Genomic DNA, 24641 nt, shown 5'->3' with positions numbered 1-24641 from the left:
TTCAATATAAAAGTTCCATCATTCTGGCTACGACAACAGCACCTTGTGCACGGTTAGCCGTCTGTTTCGGAGCGAAGCTTCCATCAAGCATGCCCTTCAATAATCCTAACCGCTGCATGGAAGACACGGCTTGCTTCGCATAACCTGCAATATCTTCGTTATCGCTGAACTCAGCACCAGTGAATACATTCGAACTGGAAGTTCCATCTTGCTTCGCAGCTTGCATGGAACGTTCTAGTATCACTGCCATTTCTTCACGAGTAATGCGTTCATGGACTCCGAAAGATCCGTCAGGGCGTCCCTCAACAATGTTCATCTCCAAACCAAGACGAATCGAATCCGTATACCATTGTCCTTCGGTTATATCACTTAGCGAGGATACGGTTGTGTCTGGAACATGAAAGTCACCCATTCCCTGCATAACCATATGCACGAATTGGGCTCTGGTCAGTTCTTCCAGCGGGTCGAAACGGTTCTCGGACATCCCTGAGACGATCCCTTTACCATACAGACTCATCACTTCATTCACTGCCCATGAATGTGCTTGTATATCCGTCAGAGACACATGCACCTCAACCATAACGAAGGAACCGGATTGAAGGGGCTTGAACGTCAGTACCTGTGAAGCCTCATCATATAACGAATACATGACGGGCTTCATCTGACCATCGGGCAAAATGGATTGCACAACGGGAACCGTATCCTCTGCCCCCGATTTAGCTATACCCGCTAATGCAATCTCAATGGCTCGATCCGTCCAAGGATACACTTCACCATCCACCAACAGATTCACATCGATAATGGAATGATTACCGATCGCTGCTTTTTGCTGCTCGGATAGATTCGCAGTAGAGCCTTTCGATATTACCACATCCAGTGTTTTGGCAGTCGCAGCATAGATCCCCTGAAGTGATTTCATTGGTATACTTACCGATGTCTGATCTACTGTCAGCTCCAGTGACTGTACCGCCTGTGTCTGAACCCATGCTGCGAGTGAACTCACAGGCAATTGGAACGTGACAGCGTGGTATGGCTCAGCAATGTCTGCAATGATATGCAGCTGTTGGTTTCCAGGGTCCAGCCCTTTAGCCAATTGCATCAGCTGCTGTTCATTCAGTTGAACCGAATATTTCCCTTCCCCGACCAAAGTTCCTTTTAAAAGTTTGGAACCCTTTTCTGTCTGTTGTTCGGTTTCAGGTGCAGTTACGGTAACTGCCGGACTCCCCGGAGAGGATGGCTGTGACGGCTGGCTTGGCTGCGACGGTCCAGGGGCTGACTCTTGCCGGACCAACTGATGCATGGCCTCTTTTAATGCGGTGTCAGCTTGACTGATATTCTCTACTGAAGCTTCAATATCATCCATCCACTCTAAGGCTGTGTCCAGCACCTTTGCAAATCTGCTCCAACTTGCAGCCGTATACTGATGCTGCTGCAGCTTCGAAGCAGAGTCCACGGTCATCTGAAGAGCAGATTTGTCCGCAGGGAACGTTCCATATGCCTCAAAATCCATGAAACCTACCCATGTCGAACCGGCCGTGATGGTAACCCGAATATAACGCGCCAGAGTGTTTTCCGGCAGAATGTGTCTTGGACTGGTGGATACCACAACATCACTTGTGGTATCCACCATCGTGACGTAATTTTCATTGTCTTCAGATACTTCGATTCTGTATTTTATGCCTCCACTCCACATGGACATTTCTATCTTACGGATATTGGCAGCGGCGCCGAGGTCCACTTGCCACCAGCTGCCTACACTTTGATCGGTTCCCCATGATGTATTCGGGTTGCTGTCAATCGCTCCATCTGGCGAGTTGTTCTGTCCGCCGCCCGTTCCTGCACTTGTGGAAGCTGTTGCTGTCTTCCCCGTTGTTAGAGCTTCGAGCAGAACCAGGTCACGACCCGCTTGTTGAAGCTGTTCCCGTGCTTGATTGACTTCAGACTGGATGGCATCGGGCTTGTCTCTCACCACAATTGCTGCCTGCAACGCGGTCTGCAAGAGGTTCCAGCTCCGATAAGTATACGATGATTCACTCTCCTGCTGCGTCTCTTCAATGAGCTGTACCAGCAGGGTTTTGTCTACATCAGACAATCCCTTAATGGCTTTGTCCAAACTTATCACTGCCTGATCCACTTCGCTCTGGGTCGCTCTTGGATCAGCCAGTACTTGTTTGGCCTTGGCGAGCGCTTTGCTAAAAACGGTCCATGTTGCGGTTGACCAATCTGCTTCATGGAATGATCCTGCTTCTGCAATCTTGTCTTCAAGGGTTTTCCGATTGGCAGGGATAACTTCAAGCTGCTCCATAACGGCTTCGAGTTCGGCTGCGGCTTGGTCGGTCTCCTGTTGTGTCAGAATCTCTGAAGTATAGGCTTGGTGATATACGTTCTCCGCTGCCTGAATGGCTGGTGCCAGGGTTATCCAGCTGGATGGTGTAAAATCAGAAGCCACCAATTCGCTTCCACGTTTAATGACAGCCCATAAATGCTGGCGGTCTGCGGGCAGAGAGTCCATCCCTCGTTTGTACACATTCAGTGATTCCAAGGCACGACCCTCGAATGAGTACCCTCCATTGGCAGGATATTCATCATAGTCGAACATGGCATGGTTCTCCCATGCATCTCCCTCTGAAGCAATCCAACCCACATTCGCGGCAATCCATGCCGGCTCCCAGTAGAAAAAGCCCGCTCCGCGTCCATCAGGAACTTCTGCAATCATATCCATAATGCCGGCAATGGCATCATGCTGACCTTGCACCGTAGCCGGGAACGTTGCGCCCCCCACATGAAGGGCCTCTGGACTGCCAATAATGTTGCCGTGGGCATCTCCATTTTTGTAGGAAAACGGATATGATGTCTCGGCAATAATTACTTCTTTATTATATTTGGCGGAGACTTCATTCATCGTCTGTCGTACATCTGCGAAGGTTCCGTGCCAGAACGGATAGTAGGATAGCCCGATAATGTCATAATCCAGCCCGCGCTTCTCCACTTCTCCGAAGTACCAGTCAAACAGCTCCGGTTTGCCGCCTTCAGCCAGATGGATCATGATCTGAACCTGATCTCCCCCATCGACGGCGCGCACTCCATCTACACCACTCTGCAGCAAAGCAACATTCTCATCAAAATTCACATTGCTGTTCAAGCCATTCAGAACACCACTGTTAATTTCGTTTCCGATCTGGACCATGTCTGGCATGGCGCCTGATGATTTCAATTCACCTACAACCTCAGAAGTATAATCGAATACTGCCTTTTTCAATTCGTCAAAGGACAAGCCCTCCCAAGCCTTTGGCCGGAGCTGCTGACCTGGGTGAGCCCACTCATCGGAATAATGGAAATCGAGCAGGATCTTCATTCCCTTTTCCTTCACACGTTTGGCCAGTCGGATGACATCTGCTTTATCATTATATCCACCTGACTTCTGAGGATCATTCCACAGTCTGAGTCGGACATAGTTCACACCACGATCCTTAAGGATGTCGAGCAGATCCCTTTCCGTCCCATTGCTGTCCAGATATTTACCGCCATTGTCTTCAATTGCCGTTAGGGTTGAAATGTCCACCCCACGTACAAAATCATCCCGGTATCCCCCAACCTGAATGTCAGCCACCGGTTGAGTAGGCGCTCCATATACATCACCTGTCACGGTGAAGCTTCCAGCTGAAGCATACTGGGATGGATCTACCGCGTTCCATGACACTGGAACATCTGCCGTTTTTCCATTTGGATAATGAGCCTGCACTTCAGCAGGCATTACGGGCGCAATTCCTTTTAATGTGGAAATGGTAAGCGGCGAATAAGACGTAATTAATTCTGGATTAAGCCCCTCTTCCTGCCCCCAGACTTTCAGCTCGGCAATGCCTGGCCACCAATCCGGTCCAGCATAATAAGGAATGGTGATCTTCACATATCTCACGTCATCAGCCTGAAAACTCACCTTGGCCGTGTCATGGGCTGTTTCGTTCGCTCTCTCATCTGCACCTGTAGTCCATTGAACGCCATCTGTTGACACTTCAACATGGTATTTCACAACCTGGCCTTTATCTTTCCATGTCAGTTCAGCTCCTGACACCTGATACGTTCCTCCCAGATCGACCATTAACCAATGAGGCTGACCCGCTTCATTCCTGCTGTCTGCACTCCATTGGGTATCCGCGTTGCCGTCCACGGCATGTTCCTTGTTACCACCGTATTGCAGATCCTCCGCACTAACGGTAACCTGTTTATTCAATGCAACGTTCACTCCGGCCGCCGCAGCTGGACGTACCCAGAAGCCCAGCTCACAGAACAGCATGAATAAGACCAGACAGCCGCTTATGTATTTCTTGTTCACTCTTGATCTCCCCCTTTTTTCGATTGACCTGAACATGACGTAATCATTGATGAAATCTATATTATTGTAAGCGCTTCACTGTAGCTTGGGACACGGTAATATCCAAAGGAAACAGCAGTTATTTCAAACAGTTTAATGTCCTGGCTGTTATCTGAACAATTAAGCCTGATCGACTCCCCTATGTAGAACTGTTCCATAAAGCAAAAAAACCTGCCCCTTTGCCTAACAGGCATCCGGGACAGGTGTAACTATTTATATTTTTCCATCCGATTGGACCGGTTCAACGTATCCTATTCTGAACGAGGATCCGTACCTAATCCTTTCCATAGATAAATCGATTATTTGTCAAGTTTCAGTTCCAGTTGAACCTGGATATCATTCTCGGTAGATAACACGACAGAGTGTGGGTTCTCCATACCGAAGTCTTCGAAGGTTACCGTTGTCGTGGCAGACAGCAATACCTGGTCATTTTCATATGCGGCCTTAGCATCAAATGTGACCTCTTTTTCGATGCCTTTAACCGTAATGGTGCCGTTCATTTTAAAATCAGCTGTTTGTCCTGCAGTCCACGCCGCAGGTACGCCTTCAAATGAAGTTGCGGTAAAAGTCGCTTGCGGATGCGTGCTAACATCGAAGAAATCGGCTTCTTTCACGTGACCATCGCGCTGACCGTTACCCGAATCAATTCCGCTCATCTCGATCTGGCCTTCCGCTTTCATCTGGGAAGCATCGTCTACATTAATTGTCCAGGTTCCACTTACCTGCTCGTCCACAAAATTGACGGTCTCCTGTGATGTCGTTACAGAGAAATACACCTTCGAGCGTTCGCTGATTGTCCAATCCCCGTTCAATTGCTCCGCGCTGGCTGCTTCATTTGCAACAGCTGTACCTGTGCCTGTATCTGTTGTGGCTGCTGCTGTGCTCGCTGGAAGTACCTGCTCAATATCTACGTTGTTACCCATATAACTGTTAGCGAGATAGTAACCTCCGCCCCCAAGAATTGCGATTGCGGCCACGCCGGATATCACCCATGTTTTTGTCTTTTTGTTCATCTCTATCTCCTCCAATTGGTCATTGTATTGGTTGGTTGTTGCAAGAATCTTATCAAGCCAATGTGTCAGGATGACGTCAAAGGTGGATGAAAGCCTCAATTTTTTTCTGAAAACATTTGCCTAATTGGCTTTAGGCACCGTCTCATGTAAAATCAGTACACAAGCTTATGTCGTGAAAGGAGATTCCTTCTTGAAATCCATACTTATTGTCGAGGATGAGCAAGCGATTGCACGCGTGCTGGCTGCTTATCTGAGAAAAGCGGGTTTTGATGTCCGTCATGCCGCAGATGGACCCACTGCTCTAACTTTATTTGATTCTGACGTACCTGCCCTGGTCCTGCTTGATGTAATGCTGCCAGGGATGGATGGTTGGGATCTGCTGCGGCTGATTCGTGAAAAAAGCCCTTGCCCTGTCATTATGCTAACTGCACTGGATGACATCCAGGATCGTCTCAACGGGCTAAATGCCGGGGCTGACGATTATATGAGCAAACCCTTCATGCCGGAGGAAGTGGTTGCAAGAGTTAACGCCGTACTTCGCCGCAATCCACATTGGACCGCGGAAGGGGAAGGCAAACGTTATTTTGGCAATCTGGTCATTGATCTGGCAGGCGTTACCCATGAGCTGAAAACCCCAGTTACCTCCATCAAAGGACTGGTTATGGCTGTGCGAGATGATATTGTCAGCCCGCAGGAAGGCAAAGAGTTTCTTGATATCGCATTAAAAGAATCCGAGCGTATGGAACGCATGGTGGCTGACCTTCTGGACTATAATGCCATGAGTGCAGGCAGTGTCGCCGTACGCCATGAGCGCATTGATCTGAATCTGCTGGTTGGGGAGATAATTTATCAGTGGAAAATTGCTTATGAGGATCAATCGCCAGAGGTTGCATTGCATGTACGTGCAGGGACATTGTATACGATTGGTGACGCATTGCGGATTCAGCAGATTATCGTCAATCTGCTCAATAACGGTTTGCAGGCCACAGCTTCTGGGCAAACCACGCTGTTCGATATTCGCCTGCGTGCCGAAGAACAATATCTCTTCGTGGACGTGCAGGACAACGGCACGGGCATCGCCGAGGAAGATCGATCCAAAATATTTGAACGTTTCTACCGTGGCGAGATCAAAAAACGCCGGACTCGGGGATTGGGACTTGGGCTCACTTACAGCCGCCTTCTCGCTCAAGCGCAAGGTGGAGATCTCACCCTTACCTCTAGCAGCCCCAAAGGAAGTCAGTTTACTCTAAAACTGCCACGCTGGAAGTCACCTGATGCGACGACTTTGGAAAAAGCGTACCGTTCACCCGTAAATGCTTAGAACATATTAAACAGCAGAAGAGCCCGGCCTGGTTTCCTGAATGGATTCCTGGCAGGGCTGTTTGGTTTTATCATTTTAATTTTATTGATCGGAAAGTGGCGATTCGGCTCCGCTTTTAAGTAGATAACAACCGTGGCATATACTCATCATACGCATCCGTTATCAATTGTTCATGCAGCGGACTGTCCGCAATAATCGCTTTCCGCTTGGCTTTGAGCACGATCTGCTCCACATCTGCGAAGCTGCACCCTTTCAACTGTTTGCACATATATGCTTTCAGGTCCGGCTGATGCTCGAACTGTCCGACCAGTTTGTTGATATATCGCTGTCTGCTCTCTTCATCCGGCATGCCATACGTTATTTTGGTATCAAATCGACGCCAGACGGCATGATCCAGTTGCGTTTCCAAATTGGTGGCTGCCACCAGTACGCTATCGCCTTCGAATTCATCCAGACACTGCAATAAGGTGTTAACCACCCTGGCCATCTCTTTCACCTCATCGTTACTCTCCCGGGTACGGCCAATGGCATCGAACTCATCCAGAAACAGGACACAGGGATTCATTCGTGCATACTCAAAAAGTTTGCGTACATTCGTAGCCGTCTCTCCCAAATGGCTGTGAATAATCGCGTCCAGACGTACAAGAACCAGCGGGAGATTAAGCCGAGAGGCTAGATAAGATGCCGTTAATGTCTTCCCGGTGCCGGGAGGACCAAACATGACCAATTTGTTCGGCATGGGAACATCATGTTCCACAAAGCGTTCTTTCATATCGAGGATGGTCAGGAATTCTTCGATGACACGTTCGTTCTCTTGTGAAAATATAATGTGCTTCACTTTGCGTGCGCACTCTTTCGGTGAATAAAAAGCGGCCATATCCATTCCCTTGGCACGGGGAATACGATTTATATGATTGGTTTTGCTCATGCTTTGACTACTCTCCTTCGTTCATGCCAGGAGAGTAAACTGCGAATCTCCGAGCTTATATTGGTTCTTATCGAACTTGTCTTTTAATCGTAATTATTACTATTTAATAATAGCATACGACTGTCTTTTTGCAAAGTTTATGTTCTTCGATCCTGTGATAAGGATTGTAAACCCACAGCACATGTTGCATGCTCTGCCCAAATTTGCTATTCTAAAAGTGCATCGTTGTGTATAACGCAAATAAGCCCTCTTTATTAAGAGGACACAAATGTTCCGATCAGCAAGCGGCAACTTGCAAAATCGGGATTTTCCCTTATACCAACGATAATAAAACTCAAAGTGAGGTTATTAATCATGGCAAAAGACGTATTGTGTGAAGTAAATTCCTGTGTTCACTGGGCTGAAGAGAACAAATGTAATGCTTCTTCGATTTACATCGTGAGTCACAGTTCTCAAGAAGCAAGCAAGTCTGCTGAAACCGACTGCAAAACTTTTGAAGTAAAATAACAACTTTATTATCGTTTGTTGAAGTTAAAGGAGCCCTGGCCGGTTCCTTTTTCTTTTTGTATTGTAACAAGAATGATAATTATTATCAAGCCCTTTTCTCCAAAATCGTTATTCCTCTGTCGGGATGCACATAACATAGGCTGCCCACGTAAACTACGAGAGCAGTCAATCTGCCCATGAACGATTAGAACCAAGAGGTGAATAACGATGCCTGTTAAAAGTGGCAAGCAGTACATTGAACGAATTAATACCCAGACTGTCCCCTGCTGGTATAAGGGAGAACTTGTTACGGGTAAAAGATCAGAACATCTTGCTTTCAAAGGTCTTATGGAGACGCAAGCACAACTCTACGACATGCAGTCAGATCCGCAGCTTGCAGGCAAGATGACGTATGCATCACCCTTTGACGGCAAACCTGTGGGGCTATCATTTCTGCCGCCCACCACAGTTGATGATCTGCGAAGACGTCGTGAAGCGATGAGCATCTGGTCAGGCACTCATCATGGGTTTCTGGGTCGGTCACCCGATTATATGAACACGGCAATCATGTCATTCTACACTGCAGCGGATCTCCTTACCGAGTTATCACCGCAGTACGCAGAAAATCTGAAGAACTATTATGCCTTCTGTCGTGACAACGATATTACGCTCTCTCATGCCTTTATACAGCCACACGCCAGCAAAGTATCCGGGCAGATGGACGCTACCGAAGATGCAATTGCAGCCAAGGTGGTAGAGCATACCGTAGATGGTCTTATTATCACCGGGGCATTCATGATGGCTACACAGGGTGCAACTTGTGACGAAATTTTTGTCTATCCTTCTCCCTCACCTGCTCCATTTGATGATGATAATCCATTCTCCTTCGCCTTTGCCGTGCCTAATGATCTGCCTGGCATCACCCTCGTTTGCCGGGATACCTACGCGGATGAATCACGTTTTAACTACCCGCTCAGCTCCAGATACGAAGAGATGGATAACCTCGTCATCTTTGACCATGTGCTGGTGCCCCATGATCGGATTTTCTTTGCCGGTAGAGAAGAAATGTCCTCGCGTCTATTTAACGGAAGCAACTTCCACATTCACGCGGGACATCAAGTTTTATGCCGATATATTGCCAAAACCGAATTCATTCTGGGAACACTTCAGCTGCTCACCGATACGCTTGATCTGGCCACTGAAGCACATGTCGTTGAGAAAACTGCACGCGTATTAGCCGGCCTCGAGTCTCTTAAAGCCCTAGCCATCGCGGCTGAAGCCGGCGCTGTGCCAGACGGTAGAGGATTTATACTGCCTGCACCTCAGCCATTAATGGCTGCAAACATTCTATATCCGAAGCTGTATCCCGAGATGATTGAAATCATTCAGCTTTTGGCTTCAAGCGGGATGATTATGGTGCCTCAGGAGGAAGAATTCAGGTCGGGTGCTGGCGCACATTTGGATGTCTACCTGAAAGGGACGGATATGGCTGCACAACAGCGTACTTCCCTTTTCCGTTTGATCTGGGAGCTCGGTGCAGGGTCTTTCGGGGGCAGACAGACACAATTCGAACGTTTTTTCTTCGGAAATACCATTACGGTATCCAACCGCTTGTATTCAACTTATTCTGGCGTAGACACTTACCGTCAGCTCGTTAGCAATTTCCTGGCAGACACGCATCACTAATTCCTGCTCGCCTAGCTGCATCGATCAAACCAGATGGTCGTAGACTGTCATCAGTTCAGAGGCTGGTCTGCTGATATCCACATCTCTTAATGCAGGCTGGTCTCCGTAACCGATATGGAATACTCCCAGAACATGTTCCTCACTGGTTAAGCCCATTAGATTCATAAAAACCGGGTGCTGCTGATAATCATTCATTTTCCAAACGGCATGCAGTCCCTGTTCTGCTGCCAGCATGGAGAAACGTCTGCTCCAGGCTTTTGCAGGCAACATATGATCCTCTTGGCCATTGGTTGGTGCAACGACAATCAGATGCGCAGGAATGGCTTCCGTATATTGATATGCGGCCCATTCACCATATCGGTCTGCCAAGTGAGGAGGATAGCTCTGCCTGACCGCTTCCAGATAGAGCTGGCGCCCTTCTCCAGCAAAAAGCATAAATCGCCAGGGTTCAGAACTCATCACGTACAATGACGGGTCTGCCTCATCCAGCAATCGTCCGATCACCGACTGTGGTACCGGAAGCGGGCTGAATTCGCAGCTTCCTGCACGTTTCTTGCCACTACCCCACTGATTCACACCGGTTAACATTGTATCGCTCCTCCTTTATCTTCACGTTCTGTCAGACACTCTTCTTGCAACTTCACATAAGCCAGTTTTTCTTCGGTTCCACTTCACTTCTTCTTCGGTCAACTTCCTCATGTATCCGAGCTTTGTCACGAGAGGTGAAATATTCCGATTCCGAATCTTCCGCCTGCGGGATACTGTCACGAACAAGCCTGATATAATCCATTGAACGAACAAGGGATTGCCTTCCCGGAATGAATCGAATTTTACGACCTTCGAGCAAACAGTAAATTTCAATCATGCCAGGCAGCTTCCCGAAGGCTTCCCAGCAAAACACACTAACCAAATGCTGAAAAGCTTCAACTACGTTGGGATCGTGAACCACCATGAATTTCTGAACCAACAGAGAGTCCCACCCTTCAGGTTGCCAAGCAGCCTGAAAAATCATCGACAAGTGCAGGGAAAGTGCAGGGATTTCGGTTTTCCACTGTTCAAACAGGATCATGGGATGCTTCAAATCATCGTTCATGGCGATTGCCAGTGAGAGTTCATCAATGACTTTATTTTTCACATCCCAGTAATGAAGGATGGATTCGAAACCCGTTGCCTTTTTCGGCCACCACTTTTCCAGCAGATATTGTACCGGGACCTCCTTGCGCACATCCGGGTCCATACTATAGAAGGCGTTGACCGCATGACTGACCGCATACTGAACGCGGTGCCGCCATTGCAGCGGGGAACGAAGTGCAGCCTCCGATTCCGGGCGAATGAACCGATGCAGGCTGCGAAGCATCTCCTCCAATTTATAGTCTTCAAGCAGTCGCTCCGGACTGTCCGCACCTCTCGGCTGCACGACTGCCTGAATATTATGTTTTAACATGGTTTCTAGGACACCTGTAATCCGGCAGCAGCGAAACGTTTGCCGAATTCACGGCATGTATCCTTCTCCTGCTCCATCGGACTGTACTCAATCTTCAGCATCTCTGGAGATACCTCCGCCCCACGCTCCTGCAGCTTCGCAGCTGCAAGATCCACCGCTCCGCAAAATTGTTCATAAGATGTGTCACCACTGCCGAAGACAGCCGCTCGTTTGCCGCTTAGGTCCAGTTCATCCAGCTCTTCGTAAAAATCAAGGAATTCATCCGGCAGTTCCCCGTCTCCCCAAGTATATACGCCGATAAGGAAACCATCATATTCAAGCACATCGGCTGCATTGCAATCCACTACATCCTTGAGTACTGCTTCGTGCCCCCCCTGTGTAATTCCCTCCACAATCAGTTCTGCAATTTCTTCCGTATTTCCAGTCATGCTCGCATAAGCCACCAACAATTTAGCCATCTATTTTTCCCTCACTTTAATTTAGTCATCTAGAACATACAGTTAATAAGGATATCTGAATTATCAAAATCATATGTGATAATGATTATCATTGTCAAATTAAATTTTCATCTTTTCTTTATTTTCAGTATATGGTTACACAGCAAATTCAAAACAATAAGAGTCCGTTCTGCCCACCCCAACTGGCGTACAGGCCCTTTTTTGTTGTACAATAGTATCCAAATGACTTTTGAAGGATGGATAAACGACTATGTACGTAGCATCGAACTGGAAGGACTATGAAGTTATCGATACAGGAGGCGGCGAGAAACTGGAGCGTTGGGGCGATGTCATCTTACGCAGACCCGATCCACAGATTATCTGGCCTCTCGAAAAAGAAACCAATGAATGGCGCCAGGTGCACGGTCACTATCACCGCAGCTCTTCCGGCGGCGGCAGCTGGGATATGAAAAAGCCAATTCCGGAACGCTGGACTATTGGATACGAGAACCTTAAATTTCACATTAAACCGACCAGCTTCAAGCATACAGGCCTGTTCCCCGAACAAGCTGCCAACTGGAGCTGGATGATGGATAAAATCGCTAATGCAGGACGGCCCATCTCTGTACTTAATCTGTTTGCCTACACAGGAGGTGCAACGGTTGCTGCAGCTTATGCCGGTGCTTCGGTAGTCCATGTGGATGCAGCCAAAGGCATGGTGCAGTGGGCCAAGGAGAACGTTCAACTCTCCGGTCTTGCAGACCGCCCTGTTCGTTTTATTACAGATGATGTATTCAAATTCGTACAGCGGGAGCAGCGTCGTGGTAACCGTTACGACGCGATTATCATGGATCCTCCGTCCTACGGCCGGGGACCTAATGGAGAGACGTGGAAGCTGGAAGAGAACCTCTACCCCTTCTTGAAATCTTGTATGAGTATTTTGTCGGATAACCCACTATTCATGCTGGTTAATTCCTACACTACTGGCATCTCATCCACAGTTCTGCGCAACATGCTGACGATGACAATGTCAGCTCAATATGGAGGCAGCATCACAGCTGGTGAGATCGGTCTGCCGATTACACGCAGTGGTCTGGATCTGCCTTGCGGCATTTTGGGCCGCTGGGAGTCCTGATGATGTCTGATCACGTACAGCCATCTGGGGATATTCCTGTACTATACGAGGACAATCACCTATTAGGCATTACGAAACCTGTTAATGTACCTACCCAGGAGGATGCGTCGGGAGACCCCGATTTGCTGACTTTGCTGAAGCAGGATTTGAAGGAAAGATACAATAAACCCGGCAATGTATATCTCGGTCTGGTTCACAGGCTGGATCGTCCCGTTGGAGGGGCGATGATTTTCGCTAAAACCTCCAAAGCGGCTTCCAGATTATCTGAAACTGTCCGGGGACGGCATTTCCGCAAATTATACGCGGCCGTTGTCCATGGCAAACTGCCTGCACAGCAGGGTACGTTGAAGCATACTTTGCTGAAAGATGCACGTACCAACACGGTAACCGCTGTGCCGAAAGGCACGCCCGGCGGCAAAGACGCTGTTCTGGATTACCAGGTTATCGGTCAAACGGACCGATACAGTCTTGTACACATTGAGCTTCACACCGGCAGATCCCACCAGATTCGGGTGCAAATGAAAGAATCGGGCTGTCCCTTGTTCGGAGATCAGAAGTACGGTGCAGGTGTGAACAAACCAGGACAGCAGATAGCCCTCTGGTCTGCCATCGCAGCTTTCCCGCATCCGGTGACCAAGGAAGAGGTCACATTAAGATCGCTGCCTCCACGGGAGTTTCCATGGGCAGAGTGGCCATCCAGCTTGTATGAGGATGCATTTAGAGAATAATAAGCAAACCGTGTATCCGAATTTACATTTTGGGTACACGGTTTTTTAACAATTTACATCATGAATGAGACGCTAGGATACCTCGAGCTCTCATTGAAAAAACGAAGATCTGTTTCAACAACAGAGTCAATACTCCTGAGATGGAGAAAGGAAGTTTGCATTCAGATGACACCATTCACTAAACAAGTCGTGGCCATTATCGCATCTATACCGGAAGGCAAAGTCATGACCTATGGCCAGATTGCCGCTCAAGCGGGCAGTCCCCGTGCTGCGAGGCAGGTTGTACGCATTCTTCACTCCATGAGCCGCAAGGAGCGACTTCCCTGGCATCGTGTCGTTAATGCCCAAGGAGCAATTGCCATACCGGATGAACACTCCCGCCTGATGCAGGAGAACGAGCTCATCAGCGAAGGTGTGGAATTTCAGCTGAACGGAACCATTAACCTCCAGCAGTTTGGTTATGATCCTGGTCCTGCATTTCTTAACGGTTTATCGGATAGCCCGGACTAATTTTTATTCACCTTCTCCAATACAAAAAGAGCCCCAGCAGTTCAAACTGCCGAGGCTCTTTTGCATTCAATCACTTTGTAAACAAGTGTATAACGTATGATGATTAAACAATGATACCTGTATGATATTTAAGCTGTTGCATTCGCTTTTTGTTTCTGTTCAACAACTGTCGGTTCAATTGCCGGCTTCGTTTTACGAATAAAGAACGCAAGCAGCATAGCCGCAACTGTCATCCAGGTAGCTACTGTAAATGCGTAGTTTACCCCATAGATGGTAGCATCTGCCGTAGCACCGAGCATAGCAGCTTGATCCTCGGGATTAATCTGTCCCAAGGCAAGGGTATCTGCCAGGTGGGATTTCAATTTGCTGCTCATGATCGTAACCAGAACGGCTGTACCGATCGCACCAGCAACCGTACGAAGTGTGTTCGACATCGCTGTACCGTGCGCGTTCAGACGCTGTGGCAGTTGGTTCAAGCCGGCAGTCTGAATCGGCATCATCAACATCGACATACCAAACATACGTGCAGTATAGATAAACATCATGTAGCCATAAGTTGTATCAATCGACAGGCGGCTGAGTCCCCATGTCGTAATTGCTGTGATCGCAAGACCTGCAACTGACAGCCAACGAGCACCGACTTTATCAAAGATACGGCCTGTAATTGGAGACATAATCCCCATCAGGATCGCACCTGGCATCATAAGTAAACCTGATTCAATTGGTGAGAAGCCGCGAATATTTTGCAGGAAAATCGGAAGCAAAATCATGCCGGCAAACATCGCCATTGTCACAAGCATATTAATTATTGTAGTTAACGTGTACATGTTGTATTTGAAAATACGGAACTCCAGCAGTGGATGATCGGTTGTCAGTTGACGAATAACGAACAGGATGAGCGATATGGCCCCTACGACCAGGCAGCTGATAACAATCGCGCTTCCCCATCCATCTGTACCTGCATCACTGAAGCCGTACAACAAGCTACCAAATCCAAGAGTGGACAAAATAACACCTGGATAATCAAGTTTCGGTTTAGATTGACGGGTTACATTTTTGACAAATGCAATACCAATTGCTGTTGCAATCACAGAGAATGGCAAAATAATGTAGAACAACAATCTCCAGGAATAATGTTCAACGACATAACCGGACAGTGTCGGTCCGATTGCCGGAGCTAGGATCATGGCGATCCCCATTGTACCCATGGCCTGACCGCGTTTCTCGATTGGGAAAATAGTCAGGAATACGACAGTCATCAGAGGCATCAGAATACCTGCGCCTGCCGCTTGAATCACACGACCAACCATCAGGACAGCAAAATTCGGACTGATTCCGCAGACCAACGTTCCTATTGTAAATAACGTCATTGCCGTAATGAATATCTGACGCGTTGAAAATCTGGCAATGAGATAAGCCGTGACCGGAATCAGCACGCCATTGACGAGCATGTATCCCGTTGTCAGCCATTGGGCTGTATTGGCCCCGATTGCGAGATCTTCCATGATTTTAGGAAGAGCAACGTTCATCAGGGTTTGGTTCAAGAAGGCTACAAATGCACCAATTAGCAGCGCGGCTACAATTGGCCCCTTCTTAATGTTGTCCATCGCGGAGGATGGAGCTGCAGCGGTAGTACTCATGGGTTGTTCATCTCTCTTCCTTCTAACTTTTCAATCATTTGAGTATGGATTCTTAGCAGGTGCTCAAGATCTTCTTTTGGAATATCCAATATGGGAGATACTCTTTCCATCCACAACTGGTGTGTTTCCTGCTGTGCCTTATCTCCCTTATCCGTAATTTGCAGCATGACGGATCGGCGATCAGAATGGGAACGTGTCCGGACGATATACTCACCCTTGACCAGACGTTCAACCACAGCACTCATGGAACTGCTGCCCATATGGCACAGTTCAGCCACTTCGTTGATGCCAATGGAAGGACGCTCCTTCAAAATGGATAACACCATAAATTGAATTGAAGTTAACTCGATCTGCTTGTTTTCATTCCAGAATGCCCGAAACAGCATTTGATTCACTTGCCGGAACGAATTGATAATGTAGAATACTTCATACGTATCAGTCATTAATTCACCCTTTTTACTTTTGGAATATAATATTTCGCACACGAAATATCAGGGGAACAATTATTTATTATAACAAAAATAATGACATAGTCAACTCTTTACATATAAAATTTCGAAAATTATTCTGAGTCTTCTGAAGCAGACAAATCATTTCACTCAGACCCAATGAAAATAACCATAGAGCTCCTGCTTTTATCCGCAAGAGTTCTATGGTAACCATTAACCAGAAAATCGCATCATATCATCAAGAATTAAAAACGTGCCATCATCATTCATTAAGATGTGGAAGACAACACATGCTCCTTTGTTTTGGGTGTTGTCATCTTCCCCAGCAGATAGACAAGCAACTGTTGGTTGTGCATTGAAATATTGCTAAGTACGGAATTCATGAAATCATTACGGATGGCTACGCCCCGTTCTGTCTCCATTCGTCCCTTGTCAGATAAGGATACCCACACGATTCTTCGATCCTGGTTATCCCGATCCCTGCGAATCAAATTGTTTTTTTCCATACGGTCAAGCAGCATCGTTACCGCTGCAGGTGTTGTAGCCAAAAAAGGAATCAGATCGGATGGCTTCATTCTCTGATGATCCTCAAGAACCTCCAGTACAGCCAGCTGTGCCTCCGTTAATGAGGGGGCCAGTTCCTGATCCATATGAAGCTTATAGTCCTTGGTGAGCCTTGACCAGCACTTGGCAAAATCGGAATTATACATCTTGAATCGCTCCTCTCTGCAACCCGGTTTTTCACTTCACTAGCTTAACTTTTCGCGGTCAAAACCCGCATTCCTGCTGCATTTTTTCAATTTCTCACCGATCGACCGTAATCGACGAAGGTTGTTAAACTTCGCATGGACAGCCTCTTTTAATCCGAGTTTGAACAACAAAAAAAGACTCTTTGCACGACAGGATCAACTGCTGTGCAAAAAGTCTCTTTTAAGTTATTTACGATGTTGAAGCTGGCTGATTTTCATCGAAATTCATGAGAAGTTCCACAATTTCATCCTGTTTATCCACATGAACCAGCAGCTTGCCAATGTGTTTGCGTTCCGTAATCGGCACACCTTCAGAAGAAATCGCATAAGCCTGCCCTTCCTTGGTCATTACCGTTACATTTCGTTGTTCCCTGCAATAGAAGGCACCGGCTATACGGGATCCATTCGGTTTCACTCGCTTGCCTTCTTTGAATTCAAATGTGGCAATACCTTTGCCTCCACGACTCTGCAAAGCGTAGTCCAGCAACAGGGAACGTTTACCATAACCCAAGTCAGATAGCACGGCGATTTCGCCTTCATCACCTTCCACCCATAGGGCAGAAACGACTTCATCCGTTTCTTTTAACTGTATACCACGAACCCCTCCGGATACACGTCCCATCGGATTAACATCGTCCTCACGGAAACGGATCGCCATCGCTTCCTTGGTAATGAGCATAATATCCTTACCGCCTGTGCTCAGATGTACGGATAATACCTCATCGTCCTTACCAACTTTGCAAGCAGCAACAGCACCAGAGCGTTTGGTGACGTACTCTTTCAGTTCAGTACGCTTCACCTGTCCCTTCCGCGTAACGAAGACGAGACTGTGCCCTTCTTCTTCGAAGGACTTGACCGCTAGCACACTCGCGATACGATCATCCTTCGCTAATGGGATGACATTGACAATGGCTGTTCCGGGGTCTTTCCACTTGAATTCCGGCACCTGGTGAACAGGCAACAAAAAGTACTGGCCTTTTTGGGTGAACACGAGCAGATTTTCAAGGGTGTTGACTTCAAGCAGCTGGGAGATATAGTCGCCTTCCTTTACACCGCTTCCGTTGCGTTCGCCGCCAGAACGAGTAAAGGACTGCATCCCCGTACGTTTCACATAGCCCTCTTTGGATAACGTAACAAATACATCTTCCGCGTTGACGAGGACTTCCAGATTAACCTTAAGTTCTTCCACCTCGCCCTGGATAGCCGAACGACGGTCGATTCCGTATTTCTCCCGGATCTCCATTAATTCTTTGCGAATAACGCCGATTAACTTGCGGTCGCTATCCAGAATGGAGCGTAATTGTGCAATCTTTTTCATCAGATCGCCAAGCTCCTTCTGGAGGGATGTGATCTCCAGATTGGTTAAACGATACAGTTGCAGTGTCAAGATGGAATCCGCCTGACGCTCCGAGAATCCGAACATCCACATCAGGTTATTTTGCGCGTCCTGACGATTTTTGGAAGCCTTGATTGCTGCGATGACTTCATCCAGAATGTTCAGCGCTTTGACCAGACCTTCCAGCACGTGTGCACGGTCTTCCGCTTTCTCGAGCTCGTACTTGGTCCGGAATGTCACAACCTCACGCTGATGGGCAATATAAGCTTCCAGAATGGATTTCAATCCAAGCTGTTGAGGTGCCTTGTTCACAATCGCAACCATGTTAAAATTGTAGGTTACCTGAAGATCGGTTTTTTTCAACAAATAAGCCAGGATGCCTTGCGCATCCGCTTCTTTTTTCAATTCAACCACGATGCGCAGACCGTCACGTCCACTCTCATCACGGACTTCGGCAATACCTTCTACTTTTTTCTCAAGCCGAATATTCTCCATGGCTGTGACAAGCCGGGATTTAACAACCTGATATGGAATTTCGGTGATGACGATCTGCTGCTTGCCCCCACGCATGTTCTCGATATCCGTTTTGGAACGAATGTAAATTCTTCCTTTGCCTGTCCGATAGGCATCCAGAATCCCTTCGCCACCCATGATTAAGCCACCTGTAGGGAAATCCGGGCCTTTCATGAACATCATGATTTCGTCCAGCTCAATTGACGGTTTTTCCATGACCGCAATGCAGGCATCAATGACTTCACGCAAATTATGCGTTGGTATCTCGGTCGCAAAACCGGAAGAAATTCCGCTTACGCCATTGACCAGAAGGTTGGGATAACGAGATGGCAGCACGACCGGCTCTTTGGCCGTATTATCGAAATTGTCCTTAAACAGAACGGTCCGTTTCTCGATATCTCGCAGCATCTCCATCGCGATCGGCGACAACCGAGCCTCCGTATAACGCATCGCTGCAGCCGGGTCGTCATCCTGTGATCCCCAGTTTCCATGCCCGTCTACGAGCACGTGGCCCATTTTCCATGGTTGTGCCATCCGCACCATACCATCATAGATGGACGAGTCACCGTGGGGGTGATAGTTACCCATAACGTCCCCAACGGTTTTTGCAGATTTGCGATATGGTTTCTCAGGCGTATTTCCGGAATCGTACATGGCGTATAGAATACGACGCTGCACGGGTTTTAATCCGTCCCGGACATCGGGAATGGCCCGATCCTGAATAATATATTTGGAGTAGCGACCGAACCGGTCACCAACGACCTCTTCGAGAAAGGCCGGCAAAAATTGTTCTGATAGACTCATTCCAAGCACCTTCTATTCTTCGTACTCTGTAAAGTCGACATTCTCTACAATCCAGCGTTTACGCGGATCGACCTTATCACCCATAAGTGTAGACACACGGCGCTCGGCTTTGGCAGCATCCACAATCTCCACCTTGAGCAGCGTCCGTGTCTCCGGATTCATCGTCGTCTCCCACAGTTGATCCGGATTCATCTCACCCAGACCTTTATACCGCTGAAGTTCGACATTGTTTCCAAACTCTTTCATGTAATTCGCCAGCTCGTCATCCGTCCAAGCATAGCGAACACTTGCCATTTTACCGGACTTGCGGGTGAGCTTATACAATGGCGGCTGTGCAATAAATACTTTACCTTCATCAATCAGCGGTTTCATATAACGGTAAAAGAAAGTCAACAGCAGCACCTGAATATGTGCACCATCCGTGTCCGCATCGGTCATAATTATGATTTTGGAATAATTGCTGTCTTCAACGGCAAATTCAGTCCCAATACCCGCTCCGATCGCAGCCGTAATCGCACGATATTCCTCGTTTTTGAGAATATCCGCCAGCTTTGCTTTTTCCGGATTGAGCGGTTTTCCCTTTAGAGGCAGTATGGCTTGAATCTTCGAATCTCGTCCCTGTTTGGCAGAGCCTCCTGCGGAATCACCTTCGACAATAAACAGCTCGTTTCGGGTAAAATCCTTGGATTGTGCCGGAGTCAGCTTGCCATTCAGGTTGGAACTTTCACTGCGCTTTTTGCCTGTACGCATCTCGTCACGGGCCTTACGTGCAGCTTCTCTTGCTTTGGAGGCCTGAACCGCTTTGCGAATCAACGTCTGAGCCACCTGCGGGTTTTCTTCCAAAAACCGCTGCATGTTCTCTGCAACGACCGAATCGACCGCACTTCGAGCGGAAGCGCTACCGAGTTGATCTTTCGTTTGTCCAACGAATTCGACTTCGGACATTTTTACGCTGATGACAGCCATCATGCCTTCGCGCAGGTCATTGCCCTCCAGGTTTTTGTCTTTTTCCTTAATCATGCTGGTCCGTCTTGCATAGTCGTTCATCACACGGGTATAAGCCGTCTTGAATCCGGTCTCATGTGTACCGCCGCCCCTGGTCGGGATCGAGTTAACAAAAGAAGCCAGCGTTTCGGTATACCCTGCGTTATACTGGATCGCCACTTCCACCTCAATGTCGTCCTTCTCCGCATAGAAGTGAATGACATCATGCAGCACATCTTTATTTTCGTTCAAATAAGCAACAAACTGGCTTGCTCCGCCTTCATACATGTACTCATCCTGATTGCCTGAGCGTTCATCTTTAAGAACGATTTTCAGGCCCGAGTTCAGAAAAGCAATCTCCTGAAGTCGTTCTGCCAGTGTATCATAATTCAATTGGATGCCATTTTGGAAGACGCGAATATCGGGTTTGAACGTTACCTTAGTCCCTGTCCGGTTGGTATTCCCGAGTACTTCGAGTCCTGTTACCGGCTCTCCGACATGTTCGACGCCCTTTTTGTCCTGCCAATATTCAAAACGTTGACGATGAATCTTGCCATCACGGAAGATTTCGACTTCAAGCCACTCCGACAAAGCGTTCGTAACCGAAGCACCTACGCCGTGCAGTCCGCCTGATTTCTTATATCCTGATCCACCGAACTTTCCGCCTGCGTGCAAAATCGTAAACACGACCTGGGGAGTAGGAATCCCTGTTTTATGTATACCTGTCGGAATTCCCCTTCCGTTATCCTGAACCGTAATAGAACCGTCCTTATGCAGCGTGATATCGATTTTGGAGCAGAATTTGGCGAGATGCTCGTCGACAGCGTTGTCCACAATTTCCCATACCAAATGATGAAGACCTGAAGTACTGGTGCTGCCGATATACATCCCCGGCCGTTTCCGAACCGCTACCAGTCCTTCAAGTACTTGAATGTCGTCCGCGTCGTAGCCTGAAGACCCCTGTCCTCCGCCTGTCGAACCTGCCGACATATCGATTTGCTCGACCATTCATGCTCCCCCTTCTTAACTTGCAACTGAAAAAATGCCTAAAATGCAAACAGATGTTTTCTTATCCTTGTCCATTTTAATTCAAGATATCCCGTTTCGTAAAGACAAGGAATGACACAATGAGTGAGGCAATGCCCCAAACACTAAGCACAATAAGGGAAAAACCCAAATTCATTCCTTCAATCGGCGGCAATCCACCCGACAAATAATCCGGAAGTTCCAGATTAACCATGAACAGGTATTTGGCCGACTGCCAGGAGGCAGCCATATTCGTGAGAATGGTTCCTGCGATAAGCGCAGCCATCATTATAACAATACTTGCTGCAGTGCTTCGCACCAGTACGGAAACCATAAAGGCCAGGATTGCCACAATGACGCTTACAAACCAAATCAATCCTGCCTGCATGAGAAGATACAGCCATTGATCCACGGCGTGTACGGCAGACAGATCCACATCGGTACCCACGACCTTGAATCCGGTAAAGATCGGCATGCCGAAACCTTTATATCCGAAAACTGCACCTGATATAACGTAACAGATAATATACGCAGATACGACGATTATAGACACAAACATAATAAGGGTGACCAATTTGCTGAACAATACCTTCCAGCGTTTGACCGGACGAGTTAGCAGCATCTTGATGGTTCCTGTTGTGCGTTCACCGGACACCAAGTCCGAGGCAATGGCCATAATAAGCAGCGGAATAAACAAGCCAACCGCATTATTCATGAATTCCCGCGTAAAGGTTACACCATTGGGCTCCTCCGGATTCACGTCATTTTCCAGATAATACTGCATCTGCTGGATGTAAACCGTCCGGTACTTTTTGTATTCTTCAGGCACCCGGTCACTACCCAGTGAATTTTGATTATCCGTGATTGCCTGCTGAAGTTCAAGTCTCCAGTCGCCTCCAAATTTGTCACGGTTATTTTCCGCAGATTTCATCTGGGCATACGTAAACATCGGAACCAGAACCGCAAGTACAATGAATATAATATAAAGGCGTTTTTTCTTCACCATCTTGATCGTTTCATTTCGGATGAGCGGCATGATCTTACTCAATGGATTCACCTTCAGTCATCTTTAAGAATAATTGTTCCAATGTTGGCTGAACCCGCTGCACACCTTCAACCTGAATTCCTGCCTGAACCATCTGATTCACAAGATCCGCTATACGATCCTCGTGCATTTCAGCAACGACCGCATTGGGTCCAAGTCCTGCAATAATGGTATCATCCATCACCTCAGCAGGGCGATCCACTAGCGCAATACCTGCATCAAGCAGCATTCTTTTGCCCTCCTCCAGAGGTGAGACATGCCAAATGGCGAATTTAGAGTGATCCTCGATTAATTCGCTTACGCCCCCAACCGCAAGAACACGGCCTGCACTGATAATGGCAACCCTGTCACACAAAAGCTGAATTTCGCTCAGCAGGTGACTGCTGACAAATACAGCCATACCTTCGCTTGCAAGTTGTTTGATAAAGACACGAAGCTCCTTAATCCCTTTGGGATCCAGTCCGTTGGTTGGCTCATCCAGAATCAGCAGACGCGGGCGTCCAAGCAAGGCTTGAGCAATACCCAACCGTTGACGCATACCTAACGAATACGTTCTCACTTTATCATGAATTCGCTGATCCAGACGAACAATATCAACCACTTCCTGAATACGGGCATGATCAACACCAGGCTGCATCCGGGCAAAGTGCTCCAGGTTCTCCCAACCTGTCAAGTATGTATATACCTCGGGATTTTCCACGATAGAACCAACATATTGCAAAGCACGCTCAGGATCGCGATTCACATCGTAACCACAGACTTTTATTTTGCCTTCCGTCGGTTTGATCAGGTCAACGAGCATCCGAATGGTTGTTGTTTTACCCGCTCCGTTCGGACCGAGAAAACCAAAAATTTCTCCTGGCTTCACTTCAAAAGTCACATCTTTGATAATCCACTTGCGTCCTATTTTCTTCTTAAGATGCTGCACAGACAGTACATAATCGCTCTGTGGCTCTGCCATTAGTTCGTGCTCCCTTCTGCAGGTGTTTCAGCCTGATATTCCTGCGCGATCCGAACCGCAATCTCCTCGTACCCTGCACCATTGGGGTGGAAGTGATCGGAAGAGAGATACTCACCCAGATGATTTTCAAACAAATCAAAGGTTGGTACTAGCGTCATCTTATCCTCTTGGTTCAATATTTGGAGCGCAGCATCGTTCCACGCCGCTACAACCGCATTACCGGGTACCTCCAGTTCCTTCACATCACCAAACGGGTTGTATAGGCCTATGTACGCAATCTGTGCGTCCGGATTAATCTCCTTTACTTTCTTCAAAATCTCTTGGAGACGCTTGGACGTTTCGGGTAATGCTGCAGCCAGCGTTTCGGCGGTTGGCGGATCCTCCCCCTGCAAGACCTGACCACCCTGAAAGAGATCGTTAGCTCCAATGGACAACAAGATAAAGTTGGATTGCTGAAGTACATAACGTACACCCTGTTCATCCAGTTTACTTAGTAATGCCTCCGTTCTTAGGCCGTTAACTCCCAAATTGTTAAGAACCTGAACATCATATCCCTGCTCCTTCAAAAGATTGCCTGCACGCCTTACAAAACCTAGTCCTTCATCATCCCCCGTACCTCTAGCCAGAGAATCACCAATGACAGCCATTCGAATCTTACCGTCCTCGACTGGAGCTGCAGGTTTGCTGGCTTCATCAGCTGGCGTGTTTGAAGACTGCCTCGTACCTAATGCTGGATCTCCCTCTGGAAAGATGACATCTTTTATGGCATAACCAAAGCCGAATAATAGCAGAAGCGTTGCCAATACAGACACGGTACTGATCGTTCTCCAGATCCATGGCGCTGAATCAAGGGTTTTTCTTTTCATTCTTCACATCTCCGCTCATGTACGCCTGGTTGGGTACTTAGAATTTAAAATGGTTTTTACATTAAGATGACGCTTTTTCTAAATAACATAAATGTTCTGTCGTTAATTTGCAAATTTTGCCGCTCAATTCTTTTTGTAAATTTGTAAATGAAAAAAGGCTATGCCTCACACAGATTTCGCTGTGCTGACATAACCTTTTTTTCGATTT

20 protein-coding genes are annotated in these 24641 nt (G+C 47.6%); 6 read left to right on the top strand and 14 right to left on the bottom strand.

The features are described from left to right. Position 1: 1 nt before the first annotated feature. Together ABGV42_RS26580 and ABGV42_RS26575 are read right to left on the bottom strand one after the other, a co-directional pair. Complete coding sequence (locus tag ABGV42_RS26580) at positions 2-4333, bottom strand: glycosyl hydrolase 53 family protein (protein ID WP_347384401.1); 4332 nt, start codon at positions 4331-4333, stop codon at positions 2-4. A 338-nt stretch (positions 4334-4671) separates the two neighbouring features. After that, positions 4672-5385 carry a YceI family protein gene (locus ABGV42_RS26575; RefSeq protein WP_347384400.1) on the bottom strand — a complete coding sequence of 238 codons (714 nt, stop codon included), beginning with the start codon at positions 5383-5385 and terminating at the stop codon, positions 4672-4674. Positions 5386-5575: 190 nt separating this feature from the next. On the opposite strand from ABGV42_RS26575, the gene ABGV42_RS31925 reads away from it, so the two are divergent. Then, on the top strand, positions 5576-6706 hold the full coding sequence (locus ABGV42_RS31925; protein ID WP_431523680.1) for a hybrid sensor histidine kinase/response regulator: 1131 nt from the start codon (positions 5576-5578) through the stop codon (positions 6704-6706). A 115-nt stretch (positions 6707-6821) separates the two neighbouring features. Here the strand turns inward: ABGV42_RS31925 and ABGV42_RS26560 are convergent, their stop codons facing one another. Next, positions 6822-7634 carry an AAA family ATPase gene (locus tag ABGV42_RS26560; protein ID WP_347384399.1) on the bottom strand — a complete coding sequence of 271 codons (813 nt, stop codon included), beginning with the start codon at positions 7632-7634 and terminating at the stop codon, positions 6822-6824. Positions 7635-7988: 354 nt separating this feature from the next. Here ABGV42_RS26560 and ABGV42_RS26555 point away from each other — a divergent pair, with 354 nt between their 5' ends. Together ABGV42_RS26555 and ABGV42_RS26550 are read left to right on the top strand one after the other, a co-directional pair. Next, entirely contained in the window at positions 7989-8141 is a 153-nt protein-coding gene (locus ABGV42_RS26555) for a DUF1540 domain-containing protein (RefSeq protein ID WP_347384398.1), read from the top strand. A gap of 207 nt (positions 8142-8348) precedes the next feature. After that, positions 8349-9806, top strand: coding sequence for a 4-hydroxyphenylacetate 3-hydroxylase family protein (locus ABGV42_RS26550; protein WP_347384397.1), 1458 nt, complete (start codon positions 8349-8351; stop codon positions 9804-9806). Positions 9807-9830: 24 nt separating this feature from the next. Here ABGV42_RS26550 and ABGV42_RS26545 read toward each other — a convergent pair whose 3' ends face one another. From ABGV42_RS26545 to ABGV42_RS26535, 3 genes are read right to left on the bottom strand one after another with little or no spacing between them, the layout of a single operon-like run. Next, positions 9831-10394 (bottom strand): nitroreductase family protein, encoded by a 564-nt coding sequence (locus tag ABGV42_RS26545; protein WP_347384396.1) that lies wholly within the window; start codon positions 10392-10394, stop codon positions 9831-9833. Positions 10395-10446: 52 nt separating this feature from the next. Next, positions 10447-11250 carry a hypothetical protein gene (locus ABGV42_RS26540; RefSeq protein WP_347384395.1) on the bottom strand — a complete coding sequence of 268 codons (804 nt, stop codon included), beginning with the start codon at positions 11248-11250 and terminating at the stop codon, positions 10447-10449. Positions 11251-11255: 5 nt separating this feature from the next. Then, positions 11256-11708: a flavodoxin gene (locus tag ABGV42_RS26535; protein WP_347384394.1), complete on the bottom strand. Its 453-nt coding sequence runs from the start codon at positions 11706-11708 to the stop codon at positions 11256-11258. 250 nt (positions 11709-11958) lie between these two features. Here ABGV42_RS26535 and ABGV42_RS26530 point away from each other — a divergent pair, with 250 nt between their 5' ends. From ABGV42_RS26530 to ABGV42_RS26520, 3 genes are all read left to right on the top strand, one after another. Then, complete coding sequence (locus ABGV42_RS26530) at positions 11959-12822, top strand: class I SAM-dependent methyltransferase (protein WP_347384393.1); 864 nt, start codon at positions 11959-11961, stop codon at positions 12820-12822. 2 nt (positions 12823-12824) lie between these two features. Continuing rightward, positions 12825-13550 (top strand): RluA family pseudouridine synthase, encoded by a 726-nt coding sequence (locus tag ABGV42_RS26525; protein ID WP_347384392.1) that lies wholly within the window; start codon positions 12825-12827, stop codon positions 13548-13550. A 165-nt stretch (positions 13551-13715) separates the two neighbouring features. Then, on the top strand, positions 13716-14060 hold the full coding sequence (locus tag ABGV42_RS26520) for an MGMT family protein (protein WP_347384391.1): 345 nt from the start codon (positions 13716-13718) through the stop codon (positions 14058-14060). Positions 14061-14188: 128 nt separating this feature from the next. On the opposite strand, the gene ABGV42_RS26515 is transcribed toward ABGV42_RS26520, so the two are convergent. The 8 genes from ABGV42_RS26515 to ABGV42_RS26480 all read right to left on the bottom strand — a co-directional run bounded on the left by ABGV42_RS26515 (position 14189) and on the right by ABGV42_RS26480 (position 24433). Further along, positions 14189-15700: a DHA2 family efflux MFS transporter permease subunit gene (locus tag ABGV42_RS26515; protein ID WP_347384390.1), complete on the bottom strand. Its 1512-nt coding sequence runs from the start codon at positions 15698-15700 to the stop codon at positions 14189-14191. Then, positions 15697-16143, bottom strand: coding sequence for a MarR family winged helix-turn-helix transcriptional regulator (locus ABGV42_RS26510; RefSeq protein ID WP_239305067.1), 447 nt, complete (start codon positions 16141-16143; stop codon positions 15697-15699). The genes ABGV42_RS26515 and ABGV42_RS26510 overlap by 4 nt, the downstream gene beginning before the upstream one ends. A gap of 275 nt (positions 16144-16418) precedes the next feature. Continuing rightward, on the bottom strand, positions 16419-16859 hold the full coding sequence (locus tag ABGV42_RS26505; RefSeq protein WP_347384389.1) for a MarR family winged helix-turn-helix transcriptional regulator: 441 nt from the start codon (positions 16857-16859) through the stop codon (positions 16419-16421). Between the two features lie 229 nt (positions 16860-17088). Next, a complete protein-coding gene (gene gyrA / locus ABGV42_RS26500; RefSeq protein ID WP_347384388.1) occupies positions 17089-19551 on the bottom strand; it encodes a DNA gyrase subunit A in 2463 nt (820 codons plus the stop codon). A gap of 12 nt (positions 19552-19563) precedes the next feature. Then, complete coding sequence (gene parE, locus ABGV42_RS26495) at positions 19564-21543, bottom strand: DNA topoisomerase IV subunit B (protein ID WP_347384387.1); 1980 nt, start codon at positions 21541-21543, stop codon at positions 19564-19566. A 76-nt stretch (positions 21544-21619) separates the two neighbouring features. Beyond that, positions 21620-22609, bottom strand: a complete 990-nt coding sequence (locus tag ABGV42_RS26490; RefSeq protein WP_347384386.1) for an ABC transporter permease — start codon at positions 22607-22609, stop codon at positions 21620-21622. Continuing rightward, positions 22602-23567, bottom strand: a complete 966-nt coding sequence (locus ABGV42_RS26485; RefSeq protein WP_347384385.1) for an ABC transporter ATP-binding protein — start codon at positions 23565-23567, stop codon at positions 22602-22604. The genes ABGV42_RS26490 and ABGV42_RS26485 overlap by 8 nt, the downstream gene beginning before the upstream one ends. Next, positions 23567-24433 carry a GDSL-type esterase/lipase family protein gene (locus tag ABGV42_RS26480; protein WP_347384384.1) on the bottom strand — a complete coding sequence of 289 codons (867 nt, stop codon included), beginning with the start codon at positions 24431-24433 and terminating at the stop codon, positions 23567-23569. The genes ABGV42_RS26485 and ABGV42_RS26480 overlap by 1 nt, the downstream gene beginning before the upstream one ends. Positions 24434-24641 lie beyond the last annotated feature (208 nt).

The organism is Paenibacillus pabuli, from assembly GCF_039831995.1.
Classification (GTDB): Bacteria; Bacillota; Bacilli; order Paenibacillales; family Paenibacillaceae; genus Paenibacillus; species Paenibacillus pabuli_C.
Note: the sequence above shows the minus strand (reverse complement) of the source record. Positions and strands in the feature narration are given on the sequence as shown.

Excerpts from the sequence above, each read along its gene's own strand:
- gyrA (WP_347384388.1), bottom strand. The coding sequence starts at position 19,551 with ATGAGTCTATCAGAACAATTTTTGCCGGCCTTTCTCGAAGAGGTCGTT.
- ABGV42_RS26555 (WP_347384398.1), top strand. The coding sequence starts at position 7,989 with ATGGCAAAAGACGTATTGTGTGAAGTAAATTCCTGTGTTCACTGGGCT.
- ABGV42_RS26530 (WP_347384393.1), top strand. The coding sequence starts at position 11,959 with ATGTACGTAGCATCGAACTGGAAGGACTATGAAGTTATCGATACAGGA.
- ABGV42_RS26550 (WP_347384397.1), top strand. The coding sequence starts at position 8,349 with ATGCCTGTTAAAAGTGGCAAGCAGTACATTGAACGAATTAATACCCAG.
- ABGV42_RS26505 (WP_347384389.1), bottom strand. The coding sequence starts at position 16,859 with ATGTATAATTCCGATTTTGCCAAGTGCTGGTCAAGGCTCACCAAGGAC.
- ABGV42_RS26485 (WP_347384385.1), bottom strand. The coding sequence starts at position 23,567 with ATGGCAGAGCCACAGAGCGATTATGTACTGTCTGTGCAGCATCTTAAG.
- ABGV42_RS26525 (WP_347384392.1), top strand. The coding sequence starts at position 12,825 with ATGTCTGATCACGTACAGCCATCTGGGGATATTCCTGTACTATACGAG.
- ABGV42_RS26520 (WP_347384391.1), top strand. The coding sequence starts at position 13,716 with ATGACACCATTCACTAAACAAGTCGTGGCCATTATCGCATCTATACCG.
- ABGV42_RS26575 (WP_347384400.1), bottom strand. The coding sequence starts at position 5,385 with ATGAACAAAAAGACAAAAACATGGGTGATATCCGGCGTGGCCGCAATC.
- ABGV42_RS26540 (WP_347384395.1), bottom strand. The coding sequence starts at position 11,250 with ATGTTAAAACATAATATTCAGGCAGTCGTGCAGCCGAGAGGTGCGGAC.
- ABGV42_RS26480 (WP_347384384.1), bottom strand. The coding sequence starts at position 24,433 with ATGAAAAGAAAAACCCTTGATTCAGCGCCATGGATCTGGAGAACGATC.
- ABGV42_RS26560 (WP_347384399.1), bottom strand. The coding sequence starts at position 7,634 with ATGAGCAAAACCAATCATATAAATCGTATTCCCCGTGCCAAGGGAATG.
- parE (WP_347384387.1), bottom strand. The coding sequence starts at position 21,543 with ATGGTCGAGCAAATCGATATGTCGGCAGGTTCGACAGGCGGAGGACAG.
- ABGV42_RS26515 (WP_347384390.1), bottom strand. The coding sequence starts at position 15,700 with ATGAGTACTACCGCTGCAGCTCCATCCTCCGCGATGGACAACATTAAG.
- ABGV42_RS26510 (WP_239305067.1), bottom strand. The coding sequence starts at position 16,143 with ATGACTGATACGTATGAAGTATTCTACATTATCAATTCGTTCCGGCAA.
- ABGV42_RS26535 (WP_347384394.1), bottom strand. The coding sequence starts at position 11,708 with ATGGCTAAATTGTTGGTGGCTTATGCGAGCATGACTGGAAATACGGAA.
- ABGV42_RS26545 (WP_347384396.1), bottom strand. The coding sequence starts at position 10,394 with ATGTTAACCGGTGTGAATCAGTGGGGTAGTGGCAAGAAACGTGCAGGA.